Consider the following 24,469-nt stretch of genomic DNA (forward strand, 5'->3'; position numbering starts at 1 on the left):
TTCGCGTCAAAGTAGTTTTGCTGGCGATGACTGAGCTGAACTGGCCACCCGGCCGCCGACGCCGCGCGCGGCCCTCGAAGACCCCGCTGACCAGGGAAGAAATCGTGCGTACGGCACTTCGGCTGGTGCAGGCCGAGGGTATCGACGCGGTGAGCATGCGGCGGCTCGCGGCCGAGTTCGACACCGGCCCGGCCAGCTTCTACGCCCACGTGGCGAACAAGGACGAGCTGCTCCAGCTGATGTTCGACGAGATGTGCGGGCTCGTCGACATCCCCGAGCTCGACCCGCCACGCTGGAAGGAGCAGGTCAAGCAGCTGGCCCGGGCCGGGCACGCGGCCATGGTGGCGCACAACGACCTGGCCCGCGCCGCGCTGGCGACGATTCCGAGCGGCCCCAACGCGCTGCACATCTCGGACGCGATGCTCGGCATGATGCTGGCCGGCGGCATCCCGCCCCGGATCGCCTCGTGGGCGATGGACCGCATCTTTCTCTACATCACGGCCGACGCGTACGAATACTCGATCTGGCGGCGGCAGGCGCAAGGCGCGGGTAAACAGACGTTCATCGACACGGTCAGCGCCGGATATCTCGAATATCTGCGCGAAATACCGGCCGAGGTCTATCCGAACGTCGTCCAGCACGCGGAGGCGCTGGTCGGAGGGGGTCCGGAAGCCCGCTTCGAGCTCGGCCTGGAACTGCTGGTGGACGGTTTGGACAAGTACGCGACATCCGAGTCCTGAGATCCGTCGATATCCCTAGTAGGTGATCGACCGTCCCATGTTGATACTGGGACCATGGACGGCGAGATCGCGACAGGGGCGCGGCTGCCGGTGCCGGTCACCGTGTTCGGGCCGCTGCACCTGCTGGCGCGCCGGGTGCACCGCCTGGCCAACACCGGCCACGGTCACGAGGCGCTCGAGGCCGCCGACGCCTACCTGGCCATCGCACACGCCGTCGGTGACGACCGCTCGGTGCTGTTCCTGGTGCAGGGCCAGATGTACGCGAATCTCTACATGGGACGGCTGTCCGAGGCGGTCGAGCTCGGCGAGCGGCTGCTGCGGCTGCACCGGGCCGCGGGGTCGGTGCTCGGCGAGGCCAAGACGCTGTGCGACCTGGCCCAGATCGACGTCCTGGGCGGACGATACTTCCCCGGCATGGGTCGCCTGGCCCGCGCTGCCGTGCTGCTCGACCGGCCCTACACCGACGGTGAACGGCGGATCTCGGCGTTGTGCTCGTTCGCCGAGGCGGCCACGGCTGCCGAGATGTACGAGATCGCCGCGACCACGTACGACCGGCTGACCGTCACCCACGCCGGCTTCCGGCTGGTGCACGCGGCCACCCTGCTGCACTGGGGTCTGCGGCTGGCTCACGTGGGCCGGCCCGACGAGGCCACGGCGCGGTTGCGGCGCAGCGCCGAGATCACCCGGCAGCAGGTCGAGCAGCGCCCCGACGACGTGGTCGCGGTCGCGATGCTGGCCCTGGCCCTGGCCAAGCTGGGCGACGTGATCCCGGCCGAGAAGCTCGCGCGCGAGGCCGTGATGCCGCTGCGGCAGGCCGAGAACTACCGGTACGCCCGGATGGCCCATCTCGCCCTCGGCGTCAGCCTGCGTGCCCAGGGCAACCTGGTCGAGGCCCGTACGGAGTTCGTGGCCGCCCGTGAGCTGTGCGGGTTCGGTCCCAGCCCCGACGAGAAGCCGATCATCCGGTTCGAGCTGGCCCTGACCGCGCTGGCCACCGACGACGGACAGGCCGCGCGCGACATGTTCGACGTGGTCGAGGGTCAGACCCGCGAGCTGTGGCGGCTGCGCGAGCAACGGCTGGCCATGCTGCGCCAGGCCCGGCAGCGCGAGGAGTCGGAGGCGGCCCGGGCCCGGGCCGAGCGCGAGGTGCTGCGCGACCCGCTCACCGGCCTCGACAACCGGCGCCGCTTCGACCTGCTGATGCAGCACATCGACCGCGGCCGGGTGTCCGGGCCGCTGGTGCTGCTGATCGTCGACGTCGACCACTTCAAGGCCATCAACGACGCGTATTCCCACGCCACCGGGGACCGGGCGTTGTGCGAAGTGGCCCGGATCCTGCGCGCGCACTGCCGGCAGGACGACATCCCGGTGCGCTACGCGGGCGACGAGTTCACCGTCTTCCTGCAGGGCGACCTGGCCGTGGGCCGGGAGGTGGCCGAGCGCATCCGCGCCGCGGTGGCCCGCACCGACATCGTGCCCGGTGTACGCCTGACCGTGAGCGTCGGCCTGGCCGAGCTGGGCCAGGGGATGTCCGGCGAGACGCTGTTCCGCGAGGCCGACGACCGCCTCTACGCGGCCAAGTGGAGCGGCCGCAACACGATCGCGTCCTAGCCTCGCTGCCGCCCCGGTTGTCAATCAGGCCTCAGTTCGGCTGCACGATCTGCGAGCGGCCGCTGTAGAGGCCGCGGGAGCCGTCGAGGCCGCGCGGCGTGTCCGGGGCGTCCAGCCAGACCACGTACGCGGCCCCGGACTTGAGACCGCTGATCGTCGTGCCGGCCGTGCATTCGGCACCCGTGGTGACCGTCTGCCATTGCGGCTCGGGCTGGGCGCCACTGACCAGCTCCTGCGGCACGGCGGCGACCCGGTAGCGGTTGCCGAACCGGTTGGGCCACTGCACGGTCAGCGAGCCCCTCCCTACTGTCACGATCATCGGGATGAAGACCCGGCCCACGTCCTCGTTCCAGGCCACCGCGCAGGCCGAGCTCGTGGGCAGGAACGACACGGGCGGCAGCCCGGGCCGGGGCGTCCCGGTGTATTTGCTCACCGCGCTCGACGTGGGCCGGCCGGGCTCGACGTTCACCCAGGCCGGGCCGTCGGCGGCGGTGGGGCTCGCGCTGCCCGACGGCGTCGAACCGCTCCCGCAGGCGCTCAACAGGAACGGCAGCATCACGACGAGGACCGGTCCGCGGCGCATACCCCTCCCTTCGGCGCGAAAGGGGACGCGCTTAGCCCGGCACGGGGCCGGTCGTCCCCCGTACCACCAGACGGGGTGGAATCACCATCTCGCGGTGGGCGATGCGGGTGCCGTCGATCCGCTCCACGGCCCGCGCCACGGCCAGCGTGGCCATCGTCTCGATGTCCTGCGCGACGGTGGTCAGGTCGATGTGCGCGAGCCGGCTGAAACTGCTGTCGTCGTAGCCCACGACGCTGATGTCGCCGGGCACCGCCAGCCCGTGGCGTCGCAGCACGTCGAGCAGCCCGGTCGCGCCCAGATCGTTGAAGACGGTCACCGCGGTCGGCGGGTCGGTCAGCAGTTCCCGCGCCGCCCGGGCCCCGTCCTCCTCGCCGAAACCCCCGTTCACGACCTTCCCGTACGCCTCCAGCCCGTGCCGCCGCATGGCGTCGCGATAGCCCTGCCGCCGTTCCGCCGAGGCCAGCCAGCGCCCCCCGTCGACGTGCGCGATGTTCCGGTGCCCCAGCGCGACCAGGTGGTCCACGGCCAGATGCATGCCCCGGGCGTCGTCGGTGCGCACCACGTCGACCTGCCGCTGCCGCACGGCGCGCATCATCGCCACCACCGGCAGCCGCCCGGCCAGCGTGGCCAGCTCACTCGCCGGGATCTGCGGCCCGAGCAGCACCAACGCCGCACACCGGTCCTGCAGCAGACCCGAGATCGCCGTACGTTCGTCACGGCGCGGGGTGACCGCGCTCAGGGTCAGCTCGTAGCCGATCCGCTCGGCCGCGTCGTAGAGCCCGGTGAGCAGGTCGTCGTGGAACGGATGCTGCACCCCGAAGACGACGCCGAGCAGCCGGCTCTGACCGCTGCGCAGCAGCCGGGCCCGGCTGTCGGGCTGGTAGTCGAGCCGGCGGGCCACCTCGAGCACCCGTTCCCGGGTGGCGGCGCTGGCGCCCGGCGCGTCCCGCATCACGATCGAGACCAGCGCCACCGAGACTCCGGCCTCGGCCGCGACGTCGGCCAGCGTCGTGCGCCGCTCCCCCACCGTCATGTCCGGAGAATTTACCTGTGACGACTAGAACGTTCTACTACTGATGCAACTAGAACGTTCTAGAGTCGATCGCGTGGAGAACCTCACCGCCGGTCGCCGCTGGGCGGCCCTGCTCGCCCTGGCCCTGGGCGGCTTCGGCCTCGGCCTGACCGAGTTCGTCGCCATGGGCCTGCTCCCCGACCTGGCCCGCGACCTGCTGCCGGCGGCGTACGCCCGCTCCGCACCCGACGCCGTGGCCACGGCCGGCTGGATGATCACGATTTACGCCCTCGGGGTGGTGGTCGGCGCGCCCACGATCGCCGCCCTGACCGCGCGCATGCCCCGCCGCCGGCTTGTCCTCGGTCTGCTGGCCCTGTTCCTGCTCGGCACCGTCGCCTCGGCCCTGGCCCCCACGTTCGGCCTGGTGCTGACCGGCCGGTTCGTCGCCGCGCTGGCCCACGGGGCCTACTTCGGGGCGGCCGGCCTGCTCGCCGCCTCGATGCTCGGCCCCGGCAGCCAGGCTCGCGGCTTCGCGGTCGTGCTGAGCGGCCTCACCGCGGCCAACGTCTTCGGCGTGCCGCTGATCACCAGCCTCGGACAGGCCGCGGGCTGGCGCATGGCCTACCTGGCCGTGGCCGGCGTCTTCGCCCTCACGCTGCTCTTCGTGCTGTTCACGGTGCCCGAGGTGGCCCCCGCGGCGGACGGCTCGCCCCGGGCCGAACTGGGCGCTTTCCGCTCCCCCCAGGTCTGGCTGGCGGCCGCGGTGGCCGCGGTCGGTTTCGGCGGTTTCTTCGCCGTGAACAGCTACATCGCCCCCGTCACGACCCACGTGACCGGCCTGCCCGAGTCGTACGTGCCCTGGGTCCTGGCCGTGATGGGCATCGGCATGACGGTCGGTAACGCTCTGGGCGGCGTGGCGGCCGACCGCAACCTGCGCCGCAGCATCCTGCTCGGCTTCGCCGCCATGATCGCCACGGTCGCCCTGTTCGGCGTGGTCGCCCGCAACCCGATCGGCCTGTTCGCGGCGGTGTTCCTGGTCGGCGCGGCGGCCCTGTTCATCGGCCCCGCGCTGCAGGCCCGCCTGATCGCCGTGGCCCCCAGGGCCCAACTGATGGGCGCGGCGGTCAACCAGTCCGCCTCCAACATCGCCAACAGCGCGGGGGCGGCCCTGGGCGGCATCACCATCGCCGCCGGCTGGGGTTACCTGTCCGCCGCCTGGATCGGCGTCCTGCTGGCCGCCACGGGGCTGCTGCTGGCCGTCCTGAGCTTCCGCCTGGACCGCCGCGACCCGGTCACCGACGAAGCCACCAAGCTGGAGCCGGCCGCCGCCTGAGCCTCAGGCGGCACGCCCGAGTCGGTGGCCGGCCATCTCCAGGATGCCGTCGCCCACGCGCACCGGCGTGTGCAGGCCGGAGACGTCGCTCAGGGTCAGCAGGCCGTCCTCGAGCCGGTAGGTGCCGCGGGCCGGGCGCTTGCGACCGAGGACCTTTCCCGCGTACGTTCCGTCGGTCTTGATTTCCAGACGAACCGCGCCATCCGCGCTCGACCAGGAGCCGACCGGAGCTGTCATGACCGGCCGGGTGTTCGTGTCGCCCGGCACGAGGCCCACGGCGAGCGCCAGAAGCGCACCGGCGTCCAGATCGGTGGTGTCGACGTGCTCGTAGCGCATGGCAGCTCCCGCGGAAATGGTGGAGCCCCTACTTTCGGCAGGTTCACCGCCGACCCGACCGGGCCGTCCGGTGCGACCGGGTTGTTTTCAGCTGTGGCGCAGCGCGGCCGTGACCGCGGTCATCAGCTTCTCGAGGTATTCCGGGTCGGGCTTGGAACGCGAGACGGCCAGCCGCCAGTAGAGCGGGCCGAGGATCAGGTCGACCGCGACGTCCGGGTCGGTGTCAGCGGGCAGTTCGCCGCGGGCCACAGCCTGGCCGACCAGCTTTTCCCCGACGGCCTGCTGGTGGGTGCGCAGGGCCGTCTGGAGGGTCTCGGCGATCTGCGGGTTGCGGGCGGCCTCGGCCATCAGGTCAGGAATGATCTGGGAGGCGATCCGGTGTTGCAGGGCCCGGCTCACGATCATCATGATCAGCTGGAGGTCGCCGGCGAAGCTGCCGGTGTCGGGCAGCGGCACGCTGCGGCCGGCCACGTCGGAGACGATTTCGAGCACCATCTCGAGCTTGTTGCTCCAGCGGCGGTAGATCGCGGTTTTGCCGACGCCGGCGCGGCGCGCCACGGCCTCGATGGAGAGCCGGCCGTAACCTACCTCGGCCAGCTCGTACATCACCGCGTCGCGGATCGCTACGGTGATGTCGGTCCGGAGCACCGCCGCCCCGGCGGGTGCACGCTTTGCTGTCGCCACGTAATCACTATACGCCAGGACGTTACGGTTGCGTTCCGCCCTTCGGTCGGATAACCTTCCCGGCACGTCGATACGAAGCCGTTCCATCGGCCGAGGCTTGACATGCTGATTGAGTGTTCTCGCCTAAAGAACCAGGGCCCGGTTCCCCGCACGGGCCGACGAGATCGGAGCACCACCCCATGGCTCAGACGGCGGTTGCCGACTCCGATACCGGGCCATCGCTCACCGAGCTGGCCCGCCGGAGCGGCCTGACCAAGGCAGGGCGCCTGCCCAGCCTGCCGGAATACACCAGGCACCTCTGGTCCTACCGGCACTTCATAGCCGCCTTCGCCAACGCGAAAGTGGGCGCGTCGCTGGGCAGCACCAAGCTGGGCGTTGTCTGGCAGCTCCTGACCCCGCTGATCAACGCCGGCGTCTACTACGTGATCTTCGGTGTTCTGATCAACACCAAGCAGGGCGTGGACAACTTCATCGCGTACCTCTGCGCCGGTGTTTTCATCTTCGGATTCACCCAGACGGTGGTGCAGGCGGGCTCGCAGTCGATCACGGCCAACATGGCACTCATCCGGGCGCTGCACTTCCCCCGGGCCAGCCTGCCGATCGCGGTCACCCTGGTCGAGGTGCGCAACATGGTGGCCTCGGTGGTCGTGCTCGTCGCGATCGTACTGGCCACCGGCGAGCCGATCACTGTCGAGTGGTTGTTGCTGCTTCCGGCCCTGCTGCTGCAGACACTGTTCAACGCCGGGCTGGCCCTGTTCACGTCGCGCCTGATCGCCAAGGTCACCGACATCCGGCAGCTCATCCCCTACATCCTGCGGATCTGGATGTACGGGTCGGCAGTGCTCTACCCGGTGACGTTCTTCGCCGAGCGGCTGCACGGCTGGCAGCTCGCGCTGGTCGAGGCCAACCCGCTGCTGATCTTCATCGAGCTGGTCCGGCACGCACTGATGGAGAACGTCGAGCTGGCGCAGCCGGCGCCGCTGCTGTGGATCCAGGCGGTGATCTGGACGGCGCTGGTGAGCTTCGGGGGTTACGTCTACTTCTGGCGCGGAGAGAAGGGCTACGGCCGTGGCTGACACTCGGGAACCCACCGTCATCGCGGACAACGCGCACATCGTCTACCGCATCTACGGCTCGGTCGCGCCGGGCGCGAACACGCCGCTGGCCAGCCTCAAGCGCATCGTCACGGGCAAGAAGAGCGCCGCCGTACGGGAGGTGCACGCGGTCAAGGGCGTCAGCTTCGTGGCCTACAAGGGCGAGGCGATCGGCCTGATCGGCACCAACGGTTCGGGCAAGTCGACGCTGCTGCGGGCGATCGCCGGGCTGCTCCCGGTCGAGCGCGGAGGCGGCATCTACGCGGCTGGTCAGCCGTCGCTGCTGGGTGTGAACGCGGTGCTGATGAACGAGCTCTCCGGCGAGCGCAACGTCGAGCTGGGTTGCCTGGCCATGGGCATGTCACCGGCCGAGGTGAAGAAGGAAGCGGCCGGCATCATCGAGTTCTCCGGCATCAACGACCGGGGCGATTTCAGCTCACTGCCGATGAAGACGTATTCGTCGGGCATGGCGGCCCGGCTGCGCTTCTCGATCGCCGCGGCCAAGAAGCACGACGTGCTGCTGATCGACGAGGCGCTGGCCACCGGTGACGCCAAGTTCCGCAAGCGCAGCGAGCAACGGGTGCGTGACCTGCGCAAGGAAGCCGGCACGGTCTTCCTGGTGAGCCACAGTGAGCAGTCGATCCGCGACACGTGCGAGCGCACCATCTGGCTGGAGTCCGGCGTGATCCGGGCCGATGGCCCGACCGAGGACGTGATGAAGGAGTACGAGACCTACGTCAACAAGTAGGTGGGTAGGTCTCGCACTCCGGGGACTTACCTGACCGACAAGTGCACGTGGTTCGTGTGGTCGCTCGAGGGGTCGCCGTTGCCCCTCGAGTACGCCTTCCAGCCGCTGGACGGCAACCAGATGCGTTTGAACCAGATGACGTAGAGCACGCCCAGCCGGTCCGAGTTGTTGATGAAGTAGTTGGCCAGGTTGGTCCCGTACGTCTTGTCACCACCCGACGCGACGCCGCCGAAACCCTTCTTCTCGGCCGCGAAGTCGCACGCCTGCCCCTTGGGGTGCTCGCCGCTGTTCTGCTCGCGGAAGCACGCCACGTAGCGCGTGAAGCCGTCCGCCTGGGCCTGCTTGAGCGCGTGCAGGGTCCGCGGCGTCAGGCAGCCGCTGGTGGTGGGATCGTTCTCGGAGCAGCTCTCGTCGGGCAGCGAGCCGTCCTTGTTACGCGGGGCGGGGGTGGCCTTGTCGCTGGACCCGCCGTCGGTCGACTCCGGGGCGTCCTCGCCGGTCCGGTCCGAGCCGCCGGTGTTGGCCGCCTTGAGCGCGTTCTCGGCCTGCACCTTGCGCTTGGCCATCGTGTTGACGTGCCCCTGCTGCTTGCGCACCTCGGCGTCGATGGCCAGCTTGGCCTTCCGCTGGCCGTCACGGGTGGCCTTGAGGTCGGCCACCACCTGGTTCTCGCGCACCGCAACCGTTTCGAGCGTCTCGGCGCGGTCGAGGAAGCCGCCGCCCGACTCGGCGCCGAGCAGCGCCGTCATCGGGCCGAGCCGGCCGGTCCGGTACGACTTCTGGATGATCTCGTCGATGGCTGCCTGCCGGGGGGCCAGGTCGGCGTCGAGCTCCTTGAGCTTGGCGGCGAGCTGGGCCTGCCGGGTCTTGGAGCGGGCCAGGGCCTCCTTGGCCTCGACGAAGCCCTTGGAGGCAGCCTCGAGTTGCTGGATCAGGGACTTGGGGGCGCCCTCGCCGTCGTCGCCGTTGTCACCCGGCGCCGCGGCGGCCGGTCCGGCCACCGCCAGGGTCAGCCCGGAGAGCGCGACGAGCAGGGCCAGCAGGGCCGCCGTTCGTCGCCGGACAGTCTTGTGCCGCACACCTGTTCCTTCCGTCGGCCGCCGACCGAGTTAGCTGACGGGTTCGGGACGGAAGTAATCCCTACCGCTGGTTAGCGGATTCACCCCGGAAAGATTGGTTCCCCGGTTCGCCCGGCAGGGCGATTAGGCGGCGGTCTCCTTGGGGGTGGAGACCGCCCCGACCATACCGACTTCATCACGAGATCGACAGTTATCACACGCGCTGCATTTCACCGGCGACGCCCCGTCACGGCAATTACAGAATGTGTTCGAGTGACTACTAAATTGCTCATTCTCTGGTCCTGAAGGAGCGCGAACTCTCGGGTAAACTAGCCGCCGGTTCTGCCGCCGTGGCGCCGCCCCCGAGGTGCCGGCAGACCACCGCCCAATCGCCGCGAGGCGAGCCGGGGAACCAGGTCAGTGGGGTGCATCCGCGCAAGCGGTAGGGATCGCTTCCGTCCCGAACCCGTCAGCTAACCCGGTCGGCGGTTTACCGGAAGGAACTGCATTGACCGTACGACCCCGCCGGTGGCTGATGCTTGCCCTGGCGCCGATCGTGGCCCTGTCTTTCCTGGCCGTGCCCTCCTCGCCGGCGCTGGCCGAGCCCGGCGACGACACCGCTCCGAGCGAGGGCAGCGCGGGTGACACGGTGGGCAAGAACGCCACCCTCGACGATGTGATCGAGTCCTCGAACCGGCGTTTCGTCGCGGCCCAGGCCGCCGTGACGAAATCCACAGCCGAGCAGAGGCGGCTCGCCAAGGAGATCAGACTGGCTGAAGGCAAGCGTCTCGCGCTGCTCCCCGAGGTCAACGCGATCGCCGGCCAGCAGTATCGAACTGGCCACCTGGGGGCGGCCAGCTTCCTGCTGGGCAGCCAGAACTCCGACGACTTCCTGGCCAAGGCGGTCTCGCTCGAAGAGATCAACGCGATGCAGGACCGCAAGCTGGCCGAGCTGAACAAGGTCATCAACGAGGTCAACACCAAGAAAGCCGCGCTCGACGCCGAGGTCAAGAAGCGTAAGACCAACCTCGTGGCCATGAGCAAGCAGAAGAAGGCGGCCAACGACGCGCTCGCGCTGGTCGGCGGCGAGAGCCTCACCCACGGCATCGTGCTGGCCAAATCGCCGGCCGCTGCTCCCGCGCCGCGCAATTCCGACGGCGGTTTCTCGCCCGAGGGTTGCAACGTCCAGGACGAGACCACGAGTGGCTGCGTGACGGCCCGCACAATGCACATGTACAAAGAGGTGAAGAAGGCCGGCTTCAATCGGTTCGTCGGCTGTCACCGCAACGGCGGGCCGTTCGAGCACCCGAAGGGCCGGGCCTGCGACTGGTCGTTGCAGAAGCGCGGCTTCGCACCCGCCCACAATGCCGATACCCGCACGTACGGCAACAACCTGATGGCTTTCCTGGTGCGTAATGCCGACAAGCTCGGCATCTATTACGTGATTTGGTACAAGCAGATCTGGTTCCCGGCCAGCGGCTGGAAGTCGTACAGCGGTCCGAGCGACCACACCGACCACGTGCACGTGTCGATGCTCTGACGACAGACCTGCGCAGAAGGGCCCCGGGGTGAACCCCGGGGCCCTTCTTCCATGCCAGGCGTCAGCTGGTCATGCGCCGCACCGGGGCGCGTCCGACCGGCTGGCTCGGGGCCGGGCCGACCGGGTGCGCCGGCGGGATCGGCACGGTCACCGGCTTGACCTGGGTGACCTCCACGTCCTTGCCGTGGTGGTTGACGACCAGGCGGGCCGAGCCGCCGCCGTTGCGCAGCGAATACGTCACCTCGTCGGCGGTCACGTTCACCCGCAGCCGCAGCCCGCGCCAGAGCAGCGAGAACTCCAGGTTGTTGATGCGGCTGGGCAGACGCGGGGCGAACGACAGCTGCCCGTTGAAGTCGCGCATGCCGCCCAGACCGGCCACCAGCGAGATCCACGTGCCGGCCAGCGAGGCGATGTGCAGACCGTCCCGCGAGTTCTGGTGGAGGTCGTGCAGGTCCATCAGGGCGGCCTCGCCCAGGTAGTCGTGCGCCAGTTCCAGGTGACCCACCTCGGCCGCCAGCACGGCCTGGACGCAGGCCGACAACGACGAGTCCCGGACCGTACGCGCGTCGTAGTAGGCGAAGTTGCGCGCCTTCTCCTCCGGCGTGAACGCGTCACCGCGGATGTACATCGCCATGACCAGGTCGGCCTGCTTGACCACCTGCTTGCGGTACAGGTCGAAATACGGGTAGTTGAGCAGCAGCGGGTACGCCTCGGGCGGGGTGTTCTCGAAGTCCCACTCCTGCAGCCGGGTGAAGCCCTCGGACTGCTGGTGCACGCCGAGCTCCCGGTCGTACGGGATGTGCACCGCGGCCGCCGCGTCCCGCCAGCTCGCCGTCTCCTCGTCGTCCACGCCCAGCTTGCGGGCCAGGTCGGGGTGGCGCTTGGCAGCGTCGGCGGCCGCCAGGAAGTTCTGCTGGGCCAGCAGGTTGGTGTAGATGTTGTCGTTGACCACGGCGGTGTACTCGTCGGGGCCGGTGACGCCGTCGATGTGGAAGCGGCCGTGCCGGTCGTGGTGGCCCAGCGAGCGCCACAGTCGCGCCGTCTCGACCAGCAGCTCGAGGCCGACCTCACGCTCGAAGTCGTAGTCGCCGGTGGCCTGCACGTAGCGGCGGACGGCGTCGGCGATGTCGGCACCGATGTGGAAGCCCGCAGTGCCGGCCGGCCAGTACGCCGAGCACTCCTGCCCGCGGATCGTGCGCCACGGGAAGGCCGCCCCCTGCAGGCCGAGCGTCTGGGCCCGCTCCCGGGCCAGATCGAGCGTGGAGTGCCGCCAGCGCAGCACGTCGGCCGCCGCGGAGGGCTGCGTGTAGGTCAGCGCCGGGAGCACGAAGGTCTCGGCGTCCCAGAACGTGTGGCCGTCGTAGCCGGGGCCGCTGAGGCCCTTGGAGCCGATCGGCCGCTGCTCGGCACGCGCACCCGCCTGGAGCGTGTGGAAGAGGCCGAAGCGGACGGCCTGCTGCACCTCGGGGTCGCCCTCGACCTTGACGTCGGAGTGGTCCCAGAAGGCGTCCAGATATTCGCGCTGGGCCTCGATCAGGCCCTCCCAGCCGTCCAGCCGGGCGCTGGCCAGTGCCGCGCCGACCTGGTCGCGCACGGCGGGCAGCGAGCGGTGGCTGGACCAGCCGTACGCCGCCAGCTTGACCACGCGTAGCTTCTGCCCCGGCTCGAGCTTGCAGGCCACCGTGGTGCGCAACCAGTCGGGGTGGCCCTCGGTGGTGACGGCGTGCTTGCCGGGCGCGTCGATCAGGTGCTCCATGGCTGCGGCCATGCGCAGGTCGCTGGCCTTGGTGCGGTGCACCAGCAGGCCACCGGTGCGCTGCTCGAGCACCTCCTCGGACTGCAGCGGGTGGTCGAGCACGGCGGCGACGCGCGGGTCCTTGCTCATCGGCGGGAGCTGCTCGTTGGCGACCAGCTCGGACTGCAGGATCAGCCGGGACGGGCCGTCGAGCGGCTCGACCTCGTACAGGAAAGCCACGACGGAGCGCTGGGTGAACGAGACCATGCGCACGGTGCGGACGCGAATGGCCTGGCCCGACGGGGAGACCCACTCGACAGTCCGCTCGAGCGTGCCGGCCCGCAGGTCGAGGACCCGCTCGTGGGACCGCAGCTCGCCGTAGCGCACGTCGAACGGCTCGTCGTCGACCAGCAGCCGCATGAGCTTGGCGTTGGTCACGTTGACCATGGTCTGGCCGGACTCGGGGAAGCCGTAGCCGGCCTCCGCGTACGGCAGCGGGCGGAGCTCGTAGAACGAGTTCAGGTAGGTGCCCGGCAGGCCGTGCGGCTCGCCCTCGTCCAAGTTTCCGCGTATCCCGATGTGTCCGTTGGCCAGCGCGAAGACCGACTCCGACTGGGCCAGCAGGTCCAGGTCGAGCCGCGTCTCGCGGATGTGCCACGGGTCCACGGGATAAGCCCGTTCACGGATCACGGTGGTGCCTCTCGAATGAGCAAGGAAAAGACTTGAAGATATAAACGCTGATACGTGCTCAGCGCGTCAGGAGTTCGGCCAAGTCCGTGACGACGATATCGGCACCGTTGTCGAGAAGCGCCTGAGTCTGACCCACCCGGTCGACCCCGATCACGATCCCGAACTGGCCGGCCCGGCCCGCGGCCACCCCGGCCTGGGCGTCCTCGTAGACGGCGCAGCTTTCCGGCGGGAGGCCGAGCTGCTCGGCGGCGTAGAGGAACGTGTCGGGTGCGGGCTTGCCCGGCAGCTTGCGCTCACGGGCGGTCACACCGTCCACGCGCACCTCGATGAGGTCGGCGATGCCCGCCGCCTCCAGCACGTCCTTGCAGTTGGCGCTGGCCGAGACGACGGCCCGGCGCAACCCGGCTTCCTTGGCGGCCTTGAGGTAGTCGACCGATCCTTCGTAGACCTGGACGGCGCCCTCTTTGATCTTCTGCAGGACGAGGATGTTCTTGCGGTTGCCGATGCCGTTCACGGTCTGCTGGTCGGGACCGTCATCCGGGGTGCCCTCGGGGAGGGTGATGTTCCGAGAGGCCAGGAAGGTGCGAACACCATCGGCGCGTGGACGGCCGTCGACGTAGTCGTGATAGTCGGCGCCGGGGTCGAACGGCACGAACGCTTGCCCGTGCTGCGCCGACCACGCTTCGAGGAAGGTGTCGAACGTCTGCTTCCACGCAGCATTGTGCACAAGCGCGGTCTGCGTGAGCACGCCGTCAAGATCGAAAAGGCATGCGGTTACTTGAGGAGGTAGTCCGAGCACGCGCCCAATGTAGCCGCACCCGGACACCCATGAGCCCGGAAGGGCCGCTTCACATTCCTACGGCGGGTTTACCAGCGGTTCAAAGTGCTGTTGCGGGCTCGTGTCAGGCCGGAGTGGCGAGCACGATCCGCAACCCGATCGTGGTACCGATCGGGCCCGTCGCCACGGTGACCTCGTCACACAGCTGGTGGGCGAGCCAGATGCCGCGGCCACCCACCTCGTACGCCTCGGGAATCTCTGGAGTTGTCAGGTGTGCGGGAATGCCGGGACCGGAATCGGTCACCGAGCACCAGGCCGAGCCGCCGGCCAGCCAGAGCAGCACCCGCCCGCTGCCACCGGCGTGCAGCACGACATTGGTGACGATCTCGTTGACCGCCAGCACGAAACCGGCCAGCCGGTCGCCGCCCAGACCGGCCGCGGTGAGCCGGGCCGACACCTCGTGCCGGACCAGGGTGATCTCGTCGCGCCCGAAACGGCGGTCGAGCAGCCGGCCGGGCGCTGCGGGCACCGGCTCGGCCAGGACCGTCGGCGAGACACCAGCCTTCGCCGGCTCCGCGCCCGGAGCCGGTCGCACACCCTGTCGCACTATTTCCTCCACCGTGGTGCAGCCTACGCGCTGTGCCACCGTAGTGGCACCACGCGTCCACGATATTGGGTGTCCGAAATCAGAAGAGGTCGGCGATCGTCCGGAAAATTTCGGCGTAGAAATTGCCGTCGATGTCCCGGTACAGGCTGAACTTCATCTCCGGGCTGCCGAAGAACGGCCGCAGCGTCCAGGCCAGCTGCGTGCCCACGAAGCCGAAGAGCAGGATCCAGATGTAGAGCAGGGTCATGCTGGGCGGCGTCGGCTGCGCCGGCGGGCGCGGCTGCGGACGCAGCGGCTGCGGCCCGTACGCGGGCGGGATCTGCACGGGGGCGGGCGCCGGAGTGGCCCCGTTCGCCGCCCCGGCGGTGACGAGTTCCTTGGCGGGCTCGACCGCCGGAACAGCGGGATCAGCGGCCGGAACAGCGGGAGCCACCTTGGGGGCGAGCAGCCCGTGCTCGTTGAGCACCCGCATGCCACCGGTCAGGAACCGCAGCCCGACCAGCGCCGACAGGGCCAGGATGACCACGTTGAGCAGCTTGAAGAACGAGTAGTCGTTCGCCGTGATCAGGAAGAACAGGCTGATCGGGGCGAACGCCAGCGCCAGCATGGCGGTCACGGTCAGCGCGACCATCACCAGCGACAACGACTGCCGAATGGACAACCGGGCCCCGAAGACCAGGTTGAAGAGATAGAGCGTGGGCAGGCAGATGGTCAGCGTGGCCAGGAACAGCAGCGGCAGCTTGCCCGCCGAGGTCAGTGCCATCAGCACGCTGTGGAAGGAGCCCAGCACGGCGCCGTAGACGGCCAGCGCCACCACCGAGCTGACCAGCATCTGGCCAGTGAGTTTGGGCAGCTCACGATCCTCCACGATCTGCTGCCAGATGCCCTGTCGGTCGCGCAGGATGCGCTCGATTACCAGAAGCCCGGACGCGTTCGCCACGTTCCTACCTCCTGCAGGTCGGGTCCGTATCGTCGATACGCCATCGCACCGACGTGTGGGCGGAACGGTACGCCATGGACACAAACTCCGAAAGGCCCGCGCTCACGCGCGGGCCTTTCGGGTGATGCGAGGGGTCAGCGCCAGCCGACGTCGATCCGATCGCCGCGCTCGTCGAAGAAGTGCAGGGCGTCCATCTTCACCGCGACCGAGAGCGGATGGCCCGGCGAGACCGGCGGGTACGGCGCCAGCCGTACGCCCAGTTCGGCCGGTCGGCGGTGATGGCGCCCGGGGTCGTTGAGCACGCTCGGCGAATCGGGCTCGCGGGTCTTGACCGCGGTGCCCGAGCCGCGGCCGGTCAGGCGCTGCAGGGCGCCGCCGAACCGCTTGAGCGCGCCCCCCGCGGGCTCCGCGTCGTCGCGCGCGCGAGTGCCCATCTCGTCGACGACGATCGCCGTGGCGCCGATGTCGAGATAGGCCAGCGACTCGTGCCCGTGGTGCTCGAGATAGCGGATGCGGCCGCGCAGCACGTCCCCCGGCTGATCGGGCGCAACCGGGGTGAGCGCCTCGGCCCGCATCCCGACCACGATCCGCTCGCCGTGGTAGTGCGCCACCGCGCGGGCCCGGATGTCGTTCCAGGGCAGGTAGAGCGACTGCTCGCCGAAGTTGAGCTCGATGTAGCGCTCCAGGTGCACGTAGACGGCCGCCTCGAGCAGGTTCATCCGGGGCGCGCCCAGGAACGCCGCGACGTAAAGGGTGGCCGGCCGCCCGTACACCTCGGTCGGCGTGCCCACGTCCTGCAGGACGCCCTTGCGCATGATCGCGACCCGGTCGGCCATGGTCAGCGCCTCGGCCTGGTCGTGCGTCACGTACATCGTGGTCACGCCCAGCTCACGGGTCAGGCTGGAGATCTCGGCCCGCAGTTCCGCCCGCAGCCCGCTGTCCAGGTTGGAGAGCGGCTCGTCCATCAGGAACAGGCCCGGCCGCCGGACGATCGCGCGGCCCATCGCGACCCGCTGGCGCTGCCCGCCGGAGAGCTGGCTCGGTTTGCGCCGCAGCACATCCCCTATCCCCAGCGCGGCGGCCACGTCGCCGACCCGCTCGCCGCGCGGCGCCGGCTCGACTCCCGAGAGCTTGAGCGGGAAGCCGATGTTGTCGCCCACGGTCATGTGCGGATAGAGCGCGAAATCCTGGAAGACCATCGCGATGCTGCGGTCACGGGGCGCGAGTTCGAGGACCGGGTCGCCGTTGAGGAGGATGTCGCCCTCGGTCGGATCCTCGAGCCCGGCGATCATGCGGAGAATCGTGGACTTCCCGCAACCGGACGGCCCGAGCAGGACCAAGAACTCACCGTCGTCGACGTCGAGGCTGACGTTGTTGACGGCAATCGTGCCGTCGGGCCACACCTTCGTAACGTCCTTGAGCGAGACGGTCGACACCGTCTACCTCCCCTGCCGGGCACCATCAATGTGATCCCGGTCCCACGACGGCCGGCGATCGGCCTAATTTGACGAGGAGTATCGATGTCACGCCATCGGGTGAACAGGCCATTTGCGCTGTGTAAGCGCTTGGTTACGCCTTCTCGTCGAGGAAGATTCGCCGTACGACGCGCTCGGCCGCCCGGCCGTCGTCGAGGTAGCAGAAGCGCTCGCGGAACGCCGACCGCGCGACCTGGGCCGTCTCGTCCGCGTAAGCCCCGCTGCGGAACAGATCGGACAGCGTGACGAAGTCGGTCGCGACCGCACCGGGCGGCTCGGCGAGCAGGTCGAAATACGTGCCTCGCACATCGCGATAGACCGGCCAATCCGGCGCGAACACGACGATCGGGCGATCAAGTACCGCAAAATCGAACATCGCCGATGAGTAGTCGGTGAGCAGCACGTCGGCGGCCAGGTAGAGGTCCTCGACCACAGGATGCTCGGAGACGTCGACGACGGTGCCGCCGGTGGGCAGCTCGGTATCGGCCGAGAAGTAGTGCTTGCGGACCAGCAACGTCGTGTCCGGCCCGAGCACCTGGGCCAGCCGTTCGACGTCGAGCACCTGGTGCCCGGCGGGCAGCCACTCCCGATGGGTCGGCATGTAGAGCACGACGCGCCGGCCCGCCGGGATGCCGAGCTGGTCGCGGACCGCGGCGCTGTCGGCGGCGGTGGCCCGGGCCAGCCGGTCGTTGCGCGGATAACCCACCTCGAGCGTCTCGTACGAGGTGGGGTAGGCCGACTCCCAGGCGATCGTGGTGTGCGCGTTGGCGGTCAGGCTGAAATCCCAGCGGTCGGCCCGCCGCATCTGGCCGCGGAAGTCCTGATCCCGTACGCCCGCGGGGTGATCGACCTGGTCGGCGCCCATCTTCTTGAGCGGGGTGCCGTGATGGGTCATGACGTGCGTGGTGCCCCGTCGCTTGACCATCCGATGGGGCCAGTTGACGTTGTTGATCAGATAGCGGGCCCGGGCCAGGGCGCGGTAGTACGGCAGCGTGCCCGCCACCACGTGCTCCGTGCCGGGAGGTAGCGACGCCGCCCGCGCCGGGCTCACCACCCACAGGTGCCGCACGCCCGGGGCCAGTTCGGCGGCCTTCCCGGCGATCGCGGCCGGATTGCAGCCGACTCCGCGATACCAGTAGGCGGCGTAGAGCGCGAGCTGCCGGTCGACCGGCAGGCGCAGCTGGGCCCGGTAGTAGAGGTGACCCACGGCCTGCCGGGCCCGGCGCTTGACGACCCCACCGGCCCGCCGGACCAGCCGCTTCGCGCGACGGGCCCGGCCGATGGCGAAGTCGAACAGCCGCATCGGGCCGTAGGAGCCGCGGCTCACCATCCGGTAGCGCACGCCCTCGCCGCCGCCGGGCATCGGATAGCCCGCGGGCGGCAGGTACTTCGCGTACATCTCGTGCATGCGAGCGAAGAAGCGGGCCCGCGAATCGCGCGGCACCCGGGCGTCGTGCCGCAGCACCCGCAGGAAGTGCCAGATCATCCGGCGGAAGAGCAGCCCGCGCACCTCGTCGGTGGGCGAGGCGTACTTGGTGGCCAGGGCCATCGCGTGGTCCCAGTGGTCGAAGACCTCGAAGTGCCGGTCGCCCACGGTCCGGGTGATCGCGCCGGTGCGACGCTGCCGGTAGTGCACACACGTCCGCGGGAGGGTGCTGATCCGGGGCGCGGCCAGCATGACCGGGAAGGAGAACGAGACGTCCTCGTACCACCCGGCCTCGAAGACGAACCCGAGCCGCAGCAGGAACTCCCGCCGGACCACCTTGTTCCAGGCCACGTGCAGGATGTTGAGCACCCGCGGCCACTGCTCGACCGAGAAGACCTCGGGCGCCTCGGCCAGCGCCCGGCCCGCGGTGCCGGCCTGCACCCGGCCGTCCCAGTGCACCCTGTCCCAGCCGACGATCAGCAGGTCGGCCCCGGTCGAGCGAAGCCGGGCGGCCACCGCGGCCAGGGAGCCGGGCGAGAGCCAGTCGTCCGAGTCCACGAACCAGACGTACTCGCCGGTGGCGTGGTCCAGGCCCAGGTTGCGGGCGCGGCCCAGACCCAGGTTCTCGGGTGCGGTGACCACCCGTACGCGGGGATCGCGCGCGGCGTACTCGGCCAGGATCGCGCCGCTGTAGTCGGGCGAGCGGTCGTCGACGGCGACCACCTCGAAGTCGGTGAACGACTGGCTCAGCAGCGAGTCGAGACATTGCCGCAGGTAGCCCTGCACCTTGTAGACGGGCAGAACGATGCTCAGGAACGTCACGAGCGGGTGCCACCTGTCCGCCAGTCGGCGATCGCGTTGACCAGGAACGTGCCCCCCACGAACACTGCCAGACCGGCCATCACCCAGGTCGGCACGCCGGCCACGGCGCCCGCCGCCACCACGGCCACACGACCTTCCCAGCCCAGCACGGCGCGCCGGGGCCGGCCCTCGGGCGCGGCCTTCTCCATGCGCGCGACCAGGTCGTAGTGGTGCAGGGTGAGCGCGAAGATCAGGACGTAGACCACGGGCGGCGGCACCGAGCCGGAGAGCCCGGCGGCCACGATGATCCCGAACTCGGCGGCGCGCAGCGCGGCCGGGATCAGCCAGTCGAGCGGGCCGCCGTGCCGGGCCCGGGCCGACAGCCCGGCCGCGAGCACGAGCAGGGTCGTGACGACCAGCGCGATCTTGGCGGGCGGGTCGAACCACCCGGCGAGCAGCGCCACCACGAGCGCCAGCGAGGCGACCGCGGCGAGCCCGGCGAAGGCCAGCGGGGCGGGCAGGGCGGCCCGGACGAGCAGCCCGTCGTCGCGGAACCGCAGGGTGTCCACCTTGTCGAGCACGCCGACCTTCATGCTCAGCGCCCGCAACGAGCGCAGAGCCAGCGTGTACGCCATCGCGAGCAGCCCGAAGCCGACCATGGCGGCCAGCGCGATTCGCCCGTTCGTGAAGATCGCCAGCACGGCCATCAGCGCCCAGCGCTCCCCGATCGGGAACACCACGATCCGCTTGAGCCAGTACGCCACCGAGCCCGTCTCGCCCTGCACCCGCGTCGACGCCGCGCTCAGCCGGGCCCCCACTCCCCCGGCGGCCTGCGGGCGGGGATGGGCGGCGGCCTCGTCGTGCAGCGCGCCGTACCAGGCGTCGGTCATGTGCCGGACGGTCTGCAGCACTATCGCCGTGACGGCCAGCGGCCACGCGTAGGGCAGCCCGATCCGCTCGGCGCCCGCGGCCAGGCCGGCGTACGCCGCGTACTCCTTGGCCCGGTCGGCCATCGTGTCCAGCCAGCCGCCGAACGCCCCGAACCGCCGGGTGTAGCGGGCCAGCTGACCGTCCACGCAGTCGAGCACGAAACCCAGGTAGAGCAGGATGCCGCCGACGATCATGGCGGGGCGCGAGGCCTGCCAGAACGCGAGCGCGGCGGCCACCGCGAACAGCACCGAGATCGCCGTGACGCCGCTCGGGGTCAGGCCGAGCCGGGCCGAGGCTTTCGTGACCAGCGGCGACCACGTGCTCACGAAATACGTGGTGAAGAAGTCGTCCTTCTCCTTCACGGCCATCCGCAGCCGCGCCTTGTCCTCGTCGACCGCGGCGACCTGCTCGCGGGCCCGGATCAGCTCGGCCGTGTCGTGCACCAGGTCGGCCTTGAGCAGGCGCAACGGGGTGGCGACGGGCACGAGCCCGGCCTCGAGCAGCGCGGGCAGCAGATCCTTCTCGGCCCGTTCGGCCACCTCGGCCAGCCGGGGCAGGTCGGCCGGGGCCACGCAGATCGCGCCGCCGTAGCGGACATTGCCCCCGTCGCTCGCCGGCAGCACCTTGCCCCGGTCCTCGCGCAGGTCGCCGGTGGCGTCGGGGATCACCAGGGCGGTCGTGCGGCCGGCGGGCTCGGTGGCCAGCATCCACAGCAGGCTGGGGTGCGCCACCAGGTTGTCGGCGCAGACCAGCACCGGCTCCTGAGCCCGCCGGGCCACCTCGCGCAGCGCCTCGGGGCCGCTCTCGACGCTGCTCGCACCGGCGGCCCGTAAGGCGTCGGACAACTCCCCGGAGAGCCGGGCCGCGTCGGCGGGATCGAGGGCGGTGCCGGGGCTCGCGAGCAGGACGGCCAGCGTCACCTGGTGCTCACCGCTGCCTCCACATGCGTCGCTCAACCGGCCGCGAGTCAACGCCCGGCAGCCGGAAATCGGCACTCAGGTTAACAGCGGAACCTACGCGGGTACGGGTCACCCTTACGGGAGCCCGGGCCCCTGAATCCACCTGCGGACCGAGGGCGGACAGTCACCGCGTCCCTACCGTTGAGTACATGAACCGGCGCACAGCCGGGAACCTTAGTGAAGGAGTGCAGTGACAGTGACTCGCCGTCTCGCTCGCCCCCGGAACGACCGCTGGATCGCCGGCGTCTGCTCCGGCCTGGCCCGCCGCTTCGGCGTCTCGCCGAACATCATGCGGCTGATCTTCGTCATCTCCTGCTTGCTTCCCGGCCCGCAGTTCCTGATCTACCTGATCCTCTGGGTGATGCTGCCCAACGAGTGACCGCGAAGCGGTTCTGAAAACGCCGGACGCCGCCACCCCGCCCCCGGGCCGGCGGCGTCCGGTTCTTCTTACGGAGAGCTGAACGTGACCGTGACCGTCTGATAGCCCAGACGCGTGAACAGGCTCTGCAGCATGCGTTCCGTGTTCTGCTTGGCGCGCTCGTCGAGGCCGCTGGCCCGGGCCGCCTCGGTGATCCGCTGCTGGGCCAGCGCATAGACCTGCTGCTGTTTGCCCGGGTCGCTGCGGAAGGCGTCGCCGATGCGGTTGAACAGGCCGCGCTCCTCGGCCACGACATAGCTCTTCTGCATGTCGAGGTTGGCTGTGCCCTGCTGCGGCGGCGGCAGGGTGATCGTCACCGTGTTCTTCTCCTGGTCGACCTTGAGGGCGTCGTCGGCCAGCGAGCCGAACTCGACGTACTCCTCCACCGTGCCGGAACCGACGAACAGCGTGCGCCGGTTGACCAGGAAGTCGGGGATGTTCTCCTTGTTGTCCTGCAGGTCGACGATCACCTGGAAGGTGCCGTCGGCCGCCACGTAACGGCTGAGGTCGCGCATCGACTGCAGCAGCACCGGCTGGCTGCGGTCGGTCGTCTTGTCGGAGAACGGGTTGTCGAAGCCCGGCAGCACGTTGACCGCGCGCAGGCCGAGACAGGCCGCGACCATCAGCGCGAAGACGAAGAACGTGAAGATCAGCAGGCGGGCGAAGCCACCGACCCGGTTGGGCGGTGGCGGCGGCTCCGGCGAGGCCGGAGGCTGGGCCGGCGCGGTCTCGTACTCCCGCGTCGGCTCGTCGACAGTCGGCGTGACGTCGGAGGAGACGTCCGGTGACTTGGCCATGACTTCACGGTACGAGGGGGGTGCGACATTCGCAGCGAACGCTCAGGCGAATGCGTTCAAACCCGTCAGCTTCTGCCCGATGACCAGTTGATGGATCTCGGAAGTTCCCTCGTACGTGAGGACGCTCTCCAGATTGTTCGCATGGCGCATAACGGGATATTCCCCGCTGATCCCGTTGCCGCCGAGGATCGTCCGGCACGTGCGGGCGATCGCGATCGCCTCGCGCACGTTGTTGAGTTTGCCCACGCTGACCTGCTCGGGCCGCAGCGCGCCCGAGGAGTCGCGCAGCCGGCCCAGGTGCAACGCCAGCAGGAAGCCCTTCTGCAGCTCGAGCGTCATGTCGGCCAGCTTGGCCTGGGTCAGCTGGAAACCGCCGATCGGCCGGCCGAACTGCTCGCGCGTGGTCGCGTAGTCGATCGCCACCCGCAGGCAGTCTCGTGCGGCGCCCAGGGAGCCCCAGATGATGCCGAACCGGGCCTCGGTCAGGCAGGACAGCGGCGCCTTGAGCCCGCGCGCCTCGGGCAGCCGGGCCGCCTCGGGCAGCCGCACGCCGTCGAGGCTGATCTCGCCCGTGCTGGAGGCACGCAGCGACATCTTGTGCTTGATCTCGCGGGCCGAGAATCCGGGCGTGTCGGTCGGCACGGCGAACCCGACCACACCCTCCTCGGCGCGGGCCCAGATCACGGCCACGTCGGCCAGCGGCGCGTTGGTGATCCACATCTTGCCGCCGTCGAGGATCCAGTCGTTGCCGTCGCGGCGGGCCCGGGTCGACATGGTGGCCGGGTCGGAACCGTGGTCGGGCTCGGTCAGGCCGAAGCAGCCGATCAGCTCGCCGGCCGCCATGCCGGGCAGCCAGCGCTGCTTCTGCTCCTCCGAGCCGAACTTCCAGATCGCGTACATCGCCAGCGAGCCCTGCACGCTGACCAGCGAGCGGACCCCGGAGTCGGCCGCCTCGAGCTCCATGCAGGCCAGCCCGTACTGCACGGCGGAGGCGCCGGCGCAGCCGTAACCGGTCAGGTGCATGCCGAGCAGGCCCAGCTTCCCGAACTCCCGGGCCAGCTCGCGGACCGGCGTGCTGCCCGTCTCGTACCAGGTGGCAACCTCGGGGCGGACCCGGTCGTCGGCGACGCGGCGGACCACCTCGCGGATGTCGCGTTCCTCGTCGCTGAGCAGCGTGTCGACGTCGAGCAGGTCGAGCGGGGCGGTCATCAGTCGACCACCAGCACGCGGGCGTGGATCTGATTGCGCTGCTGCAGCGCCGCCCGCAGCGCGCGGTGCAGGCCGTCCTCCAGGTAGAGGGCGCCCTGATACTCCACGACGTGCGGGAAGAGGTCGCCGTAGAACGTCGAGTCCTCGGCCAGCAGCTTGTCCAGCGCGAGTTCACGCTTGGTGGTGATCAGATCGGCCAGCCGGATCGGCCTCGGCGGGATCTCGGCCCACGCCTTGAGCGTGGTGTGGTGATCGGGATACGGGGCTCCGTCCCGGACCGCCTTGAAGATCACGGCCGATCCCCCTCTCCGAACCTGTCATACCGCACAGCGTTGCCAGCCTAGCCTTATCACGACGCGGCCCATCGGCCATGATGCACCACATCGTCCACCGGACGGTGCCCGCGCTTGAGTGACGGAGACCTCTTGTCGGGTGCCGGGTAGCCCACGGTGAGCACGCCGATCGGGTTGAACTCGGCCGGAACGCCGAACGCGTCCTTGAACCCGTCGATCGCCGGCACCGGGATGCCGAAGAAGCAGGAACCCAGCTGCTGGTCGACCGCGGTGAGGTGCATGAGCAGCGCGGCGAAGCCGGTGTCGATGTCCCAGTACGGCACCGGCCAGCGCGCCTCGTCCCGATCAGTCCACCCCTTGTCGGGCTGGGCGTACCGCTCGAGGTAGACCGACTTGTTGGAGAAGCAGACGATGATCACCGGCGCGGTCCGCATCCGGGCCAGCCAGTCGTCGGGCGCGCCGTCCCCGTCCGGTGCGGCGGTCGACGACCAGTACAGGTCGCGATCCGCCGGCTCGGTGAGCACCAGGAAGCTCCAGCCCTGCGAGAACCCGGCGCTCGGGGCGCGCAGCCCGTGCCGCACGATCTTGTCGACGATCTCGGGCGGGACCGGGCGATCGGGGTCGTAGCTGCGCACCATCCGCCGCTTGCGCAGCACGTCGTCGAACTCCACG

The 24,469-nt window shown here is 69.9% G+C and carries 23 protein-coding genes and 2 riboswitches; of the genes, 7 read left to right on the plus strand and 16 right to left on the minus strand.

What is annotated here, in order from left to right:
• Positions 1-26 precede the first annotated feature (26 nt).
• Together BKA14_RS29150 and BKA14_RS29155 are read left to right on the plus strand one after the other, a co-directional pair.
• The gene (locus BKA14_RS29150) at positions 27-740 is read left to right on the plus strand and encodes a TetR/AcrR family transcriptional regulator (protein WP_184954012.1); all 714 of its coding nucleotides are present in this window, start codon (positions 27-29) and stop codon (positions 738-740) included.
• A 54-nt stretch (positions 741-794) separates the two neighbouring features.
• A complete protein-coding gene (locus BKA14_RS29155; protein WP_184954013.1) occupies positions 795-2,351 on the plus strand; it encodes a GGDEF domain-containing protein in 1,557 nt (518 codons plus the stop codon).
• A 31-nt stretch (positions 2,352-2,382) separates the two neighbouring features.
• On the opposite strand, the gene BKA14_RS29160 is transcribed toward BKA14_RS29155, so the two are convergent.
• A complete protein-coding gene (locus tag BKA14_RS29160; RefSeq protein ID WP_184954014.1) occupies positions 2,383-2,934 on the minus strand; it encodes a hypothetical protein in 552 nt (183 codons plus the stop codon).
• Between the two features lie 31 nt (positions 2,935-2,965).
• A complete protein-coding gene (locus BKA14_RS29165; protein WP_184954015.1) occupies positions 2,966-3,967 on the minus strand; it encodes a LacI family DNA-binding transcriptional regulator in 1,002 nt (333 codons plus the stop codon).
• A 73-nt stretch (positions 3,968-4,040) separates the two neighbouring features.
• On the opposite strand from BKA14_RS29165, the gene BKA14_RS29170 reads away from it, so the two are divergent.
• The gene (locus BKA14_RS29170) at positions 4,041-5,279 is read left to right on the plus strand and encodes an MFS transporter (protein WP_184954016.1); all 1,239 of its coding nucleotides are present in this window, start codon (positions 4,041-4,043) and stop codon (positions 5,277-5,279) included.
• Positions 5,280-5,282: 3 nt separating this feature from the next.
• On the opposite strand, the gene BKA14_RS29175 is transcribed toward BKA14_RS29170, so the two are convergent.
• The gene (locus BKA14_RS29175; RefSeq protein WP_184954017.1) at positions 5,283-5,615 is read right to left on the minus strand and encodes a hypothetical protein; all 333 of its coding nucleotides are present in this window, start codon (positions 5,613-5,615) and stop codon (positions 5,283-5,285) included.
• 87 nt (positions 5,616-5,702) lie between these two features.
• Positions 5,703-6,299, minus strand: a complete 597-nt coding sequence (locus BKA14_RS29180) for a TetR/AcrR family transcriptional regulator (RefSeq protein WP_239093393.1) — start codon at positions 6,297-6,299, stop codon at positions 5,703-5,705.
• Between the two features lie 179 nt (positions 6,300-6,478).
• Here BKA14_RS29180 and BKA14_RS29185 point away from each other — a divergent pair, with 179 nt between their 5' ends.
• Both BKA14_RS29185 and BKA14_RS29190 read left to right on the plus strand, forming a co-directional pair.
• Positions 6,479-7,375 carry an ABC transporter permease gene (locus BKA14_RS29185; RefSeq protein WP_184954019.1) on the plus strand — a complete coding sequence of 299 codons (897 nt, stop codon included), beginning with the start codon at positions 6,479-6,481 and terminating at the stop codon, positions 7,373-7,375.
• Entirely contained in the window at positions 7,368-8,141 is a 774-nt protein-coding gene (locus tag BKA14_RS29190; protein ID WP_184954020.1) for an ABC transporter ATP-binding protein, read from the plus strand. Before BKA14_RS29185 ends, BKA14_RS29190 begins: the two co-directional genes overlap by 8 nt.
• 26 nt (positions 8,142-8,167) lie before the next feature.
• On the opposite strand, the gene BKA14_RS29195 is transcribed toward BKA14_RS29190, so the two are convergent.
• Positions 8,168-9,220, minus strand: a complete 1,053-nt coding sequence (locus BKA14_RS29195; RefSeq protein WP_184954021.1) for a coiled-coil domain-containing protein — start codon at positions 9,218-9,220, stop codon at positions 8,168-8,170.
• Between the two features lie 3 nt (positions 9,221-9,223).
• Positions 9,224-9,360: riboswitch (cyclic di-AMP (ydaO/yuaA leader) on the minus strand.
• A 211-nt stretch (positions 9,361-9,571) separates the two neighbouring features.
• A riboswitch (cyclic di-AMP (ydaO/yuaA leader) is annotated at positions 9,572-9,704 on the plus strand.
• Between the two features lie 3 nt (positions 9,705-9,707).
• Here BKA14_RS29195 and BKA14_RS29200 point away from each other — a divergent pair.
• Positions 9,708-10,739: a coiled-coil domain-containing protein gene (locus BKA14_RS29200; RefSeq protein ID WP_184954022.1), complete on the plus strand. Its 1,032-nt coding sequence runs from the start codon at positions 9,708-9,710 to the stop codon at positions 10,737-10,739.
• A gap of 61 nt (positions 10,740-10,800) precedes the next feature.
• Here the strand turns inward: BKA14_RS29200 and BKA14_RS29205 are convergent, their stop codons facing one another.
• The 7 genes from BKA14_RS29205 to BKA14_RS29235 form a co-directional block, all read right to left on the minus strand.
• On the minus strand, positions 10,801-13,164 hold the full coding sequence (locus BKA14_RS29205) for a glycoside hydrolase family 65 protein (protein WP_184954023.1): 2,364 nt from the start codon (positions 13,162-13,164) through the stop codon (positions 10,801-10,803).
• Between the two features lie 58 nt (positions 13,165-13,222).
• Positions 13,223-13,963 (minus strand): HAD family hydrolase, encoded by a 741-nt coding sequence (locus BKA14_RS29210; RefSeq protein WP_184954024.1) that lies wholly within the window; start codon positions 13,961-13,963, stop codon positions 13,223-13,225.
• A gap of 103 nt (positions 13,964-14,066) precedes the next feature.
• Complete coding sequence (locus BKA14_RS29215; protein ID WP_311776116.1) at positions 14,067-14,537, minus strand: ATP-binding protein; 471 nt, start codon at positions 14,535-14,537, stop codon at positions 14,067-14,069.
• Positions 14,538-14,628: 91 nt separating this feature from the next.
• Entirely contained in the window at positions 14,629-15,489 is an 861-nt protein-coding gene (locus BKA14_RS29220) for a hypothetical protein (RefSeq protein ID WP_184954026.1), read from the minus strand.
• Between the two features lie 134 nt (positions 15,490-15,623).
• Positions 15,624-16,925, minus strand: a complete 1,302-nt coding sequence (locus BKA14_RS29225; RefSeq protein ID WP_184954027.1) for an ABC transporter ATP-binding protein — start codon at positions 16,923-16,925, stop codon at positions 15,624-15,626.
• A 133-nt stretch (positions 16,926-17,058) separates the two neighbouring features.
• The gene (locus BKA14_RS29230) at positions 17,059-19,212 is read right to left on the minus strand and encodes a bifunctional glycosyltransferase/CDP-glycerol:glycerophosphate glycerophosphotransferase (RefSeq protein ID WP_184954028.1); all 2,154 of its coding nucleotides are present in this window, start codon (positions 19,210-19,212) and stop codon (positions 17,059-17,061) included.
• Positions 19,209-21,041 carry a DUF5941 domain-containing protein gene (locus BKA14_RS29235; protein WP_184954029.1) on the minus strand — a complete coding sequence of 611 codons (1,833 nt, stop codon included), beginning with the start codon at positions 21,039-21,041 and terminating at the stop codon, positions 19,209-19,211. Before BKA14_RS29235 ends, BKA14_RS29230 begins: the two co-directional genes overlap by 4 nt.
• A 235-nt stretch (positions 21,042-21,276) precedes the next feature.
• Between BKA14_RS29235 and BKA14_RS29240 the strand changes: the two genes are divergently transcribed.
• Positions 21,277-21,459, plus strand: a complete 183-nt coding sequence (locus BKA14_RS29240; protein ID WP_438861911.1) for a PspC domain-containing protein — start codon at positions 21,277-21,279, stop codon at positions 21,457-21,459.
• Between the two features lie 68 nt (positions 21,460-21,527).
• Here the strand turns inward: BKA14_RS29240 and BKA14_RS29245 are convergent, their stop codons facing one another.
• Genes BKA14_RS29245 through BKA14_RS29260 form a run of 4 tightly spaced genes read right to left on the minus strand, consistent with a single transcriptional unit; the run spans position 21,528 to position 24,468 of the window.
• A complete protein-coding gene (locus BKA14_RS29245; RefSeq protein WP_184954031.1) occupies positions 21,528-22,295 on the minus strand; it encodes a DUF4230 domain-containing protein in 768 nt (255 codons plus the stop codon).
• A gap of 42 nt (positions 22,296-22,337) precedes the next feature.
• On the minus strand, positions 22,338-23,504 hold the full coding sequence (locus BKA14_RS29250; RefSeq protein ID WP_184954032.1) for an acyl-CoA dehydrogenase family protein: 1,167 nt from the start codon (positions 23,502-23,504) through the stop codon (positions 22,338-22,340).
• A complete protein-coding gene (locus BKA14_RS29255) occupies positions 23,504-23,797 on the minus strand; it encodes a type II toxin-antitoxin system VapB family antitoxin (protein WP_184954033.1) in 294 nt (97 codons plus the stop codon). Before BKA14_RS29255 ends, BKA14_RS29250 begins: the two co-directional genes overlap by 1 nt.
• A 56-nt stretch (positions 23,798-23,853) precedes the next feature.
• A complete protein-coding gene (locus BKA14_RS29260) occupies positions 23,854-24,468 on the minus strand; it encodes a nitroreductase family protein (RefSeq protein WP_184954034.1) in 615 nt (204 codons plus the stop codon).
• Between the last annotated feature and the right edge of the window lies 1 nt (position 24,469).

Source organism: Paractinoplanes abujensis (genome assembly GCF_014204895.1).
Taxonomy (GTDB): domain Bacteria; phylum Actinomycetota; class Actinomycetes; order Mycobacteriales; family Micromonosporaceae; genus Actinoplanes; species Actinoplanes abujensis.

Bases quoted from the DNA above. Each gene is read 5' to 3' on its own strand.
- BKA14_RS29185 (WP_184954019.1), top strand. From the start codon at position 6,479: ATGGCTCAGACGGCGGTTGCCGACTCCGATACCGGGCCATCGCTCACC.
- BKA14_RS29175 (WP_184954017.1), bottom strand. From the start codon at position 5,615: ATGCGCTACGAGCACGTCGACACCACCGATCTGGACGCCGGTGCGCTT.
- BKA14_RS29165 (WP_184954015.1), bottom strand. From the start codon at position 3,967: ATGACGGTGGGGGAGCGGCGCACGACGCTGGCCGACGTCGCGGCCGAG.
- BKA14_RS29250 (WP_184954032.1), bottom strand. From the start codon at position 23,504: ATGACCGCCCCGCTCGACCTGCTCGACGTCGACACGCTGCTCAGCGAC.
- BKA14_RS29245 (WP_184954031.1), bottom strand. From the start codon at position 22,295: ATGGCCAAGTCACCGGACGTCTCCTCCGACGTCACGCCGACTGTCGAC.
- BKA14_RS29160 (WP_184954014.1), bottom strand. From the start codon at position 2,934: ATGCGCCGCGGACCGGTCCTCGTCGTGATGCTGCCGTTCCTGTTGAGC.
- BKA14_RS29150 (WP_184954012.1), top strand. From the start codon at position 27: ATGACTGAGCTGAACTGGCCACCCGGCCGCCGACGCCGCGCGCGGCCC.
- BKA14_RS29155 (WP_184954013.1), top strand. From the start codon at position 795: ATGGACGGCGAGATCGCGACAGGGGCGCGGCTGCCGGTGCCGGTCACC.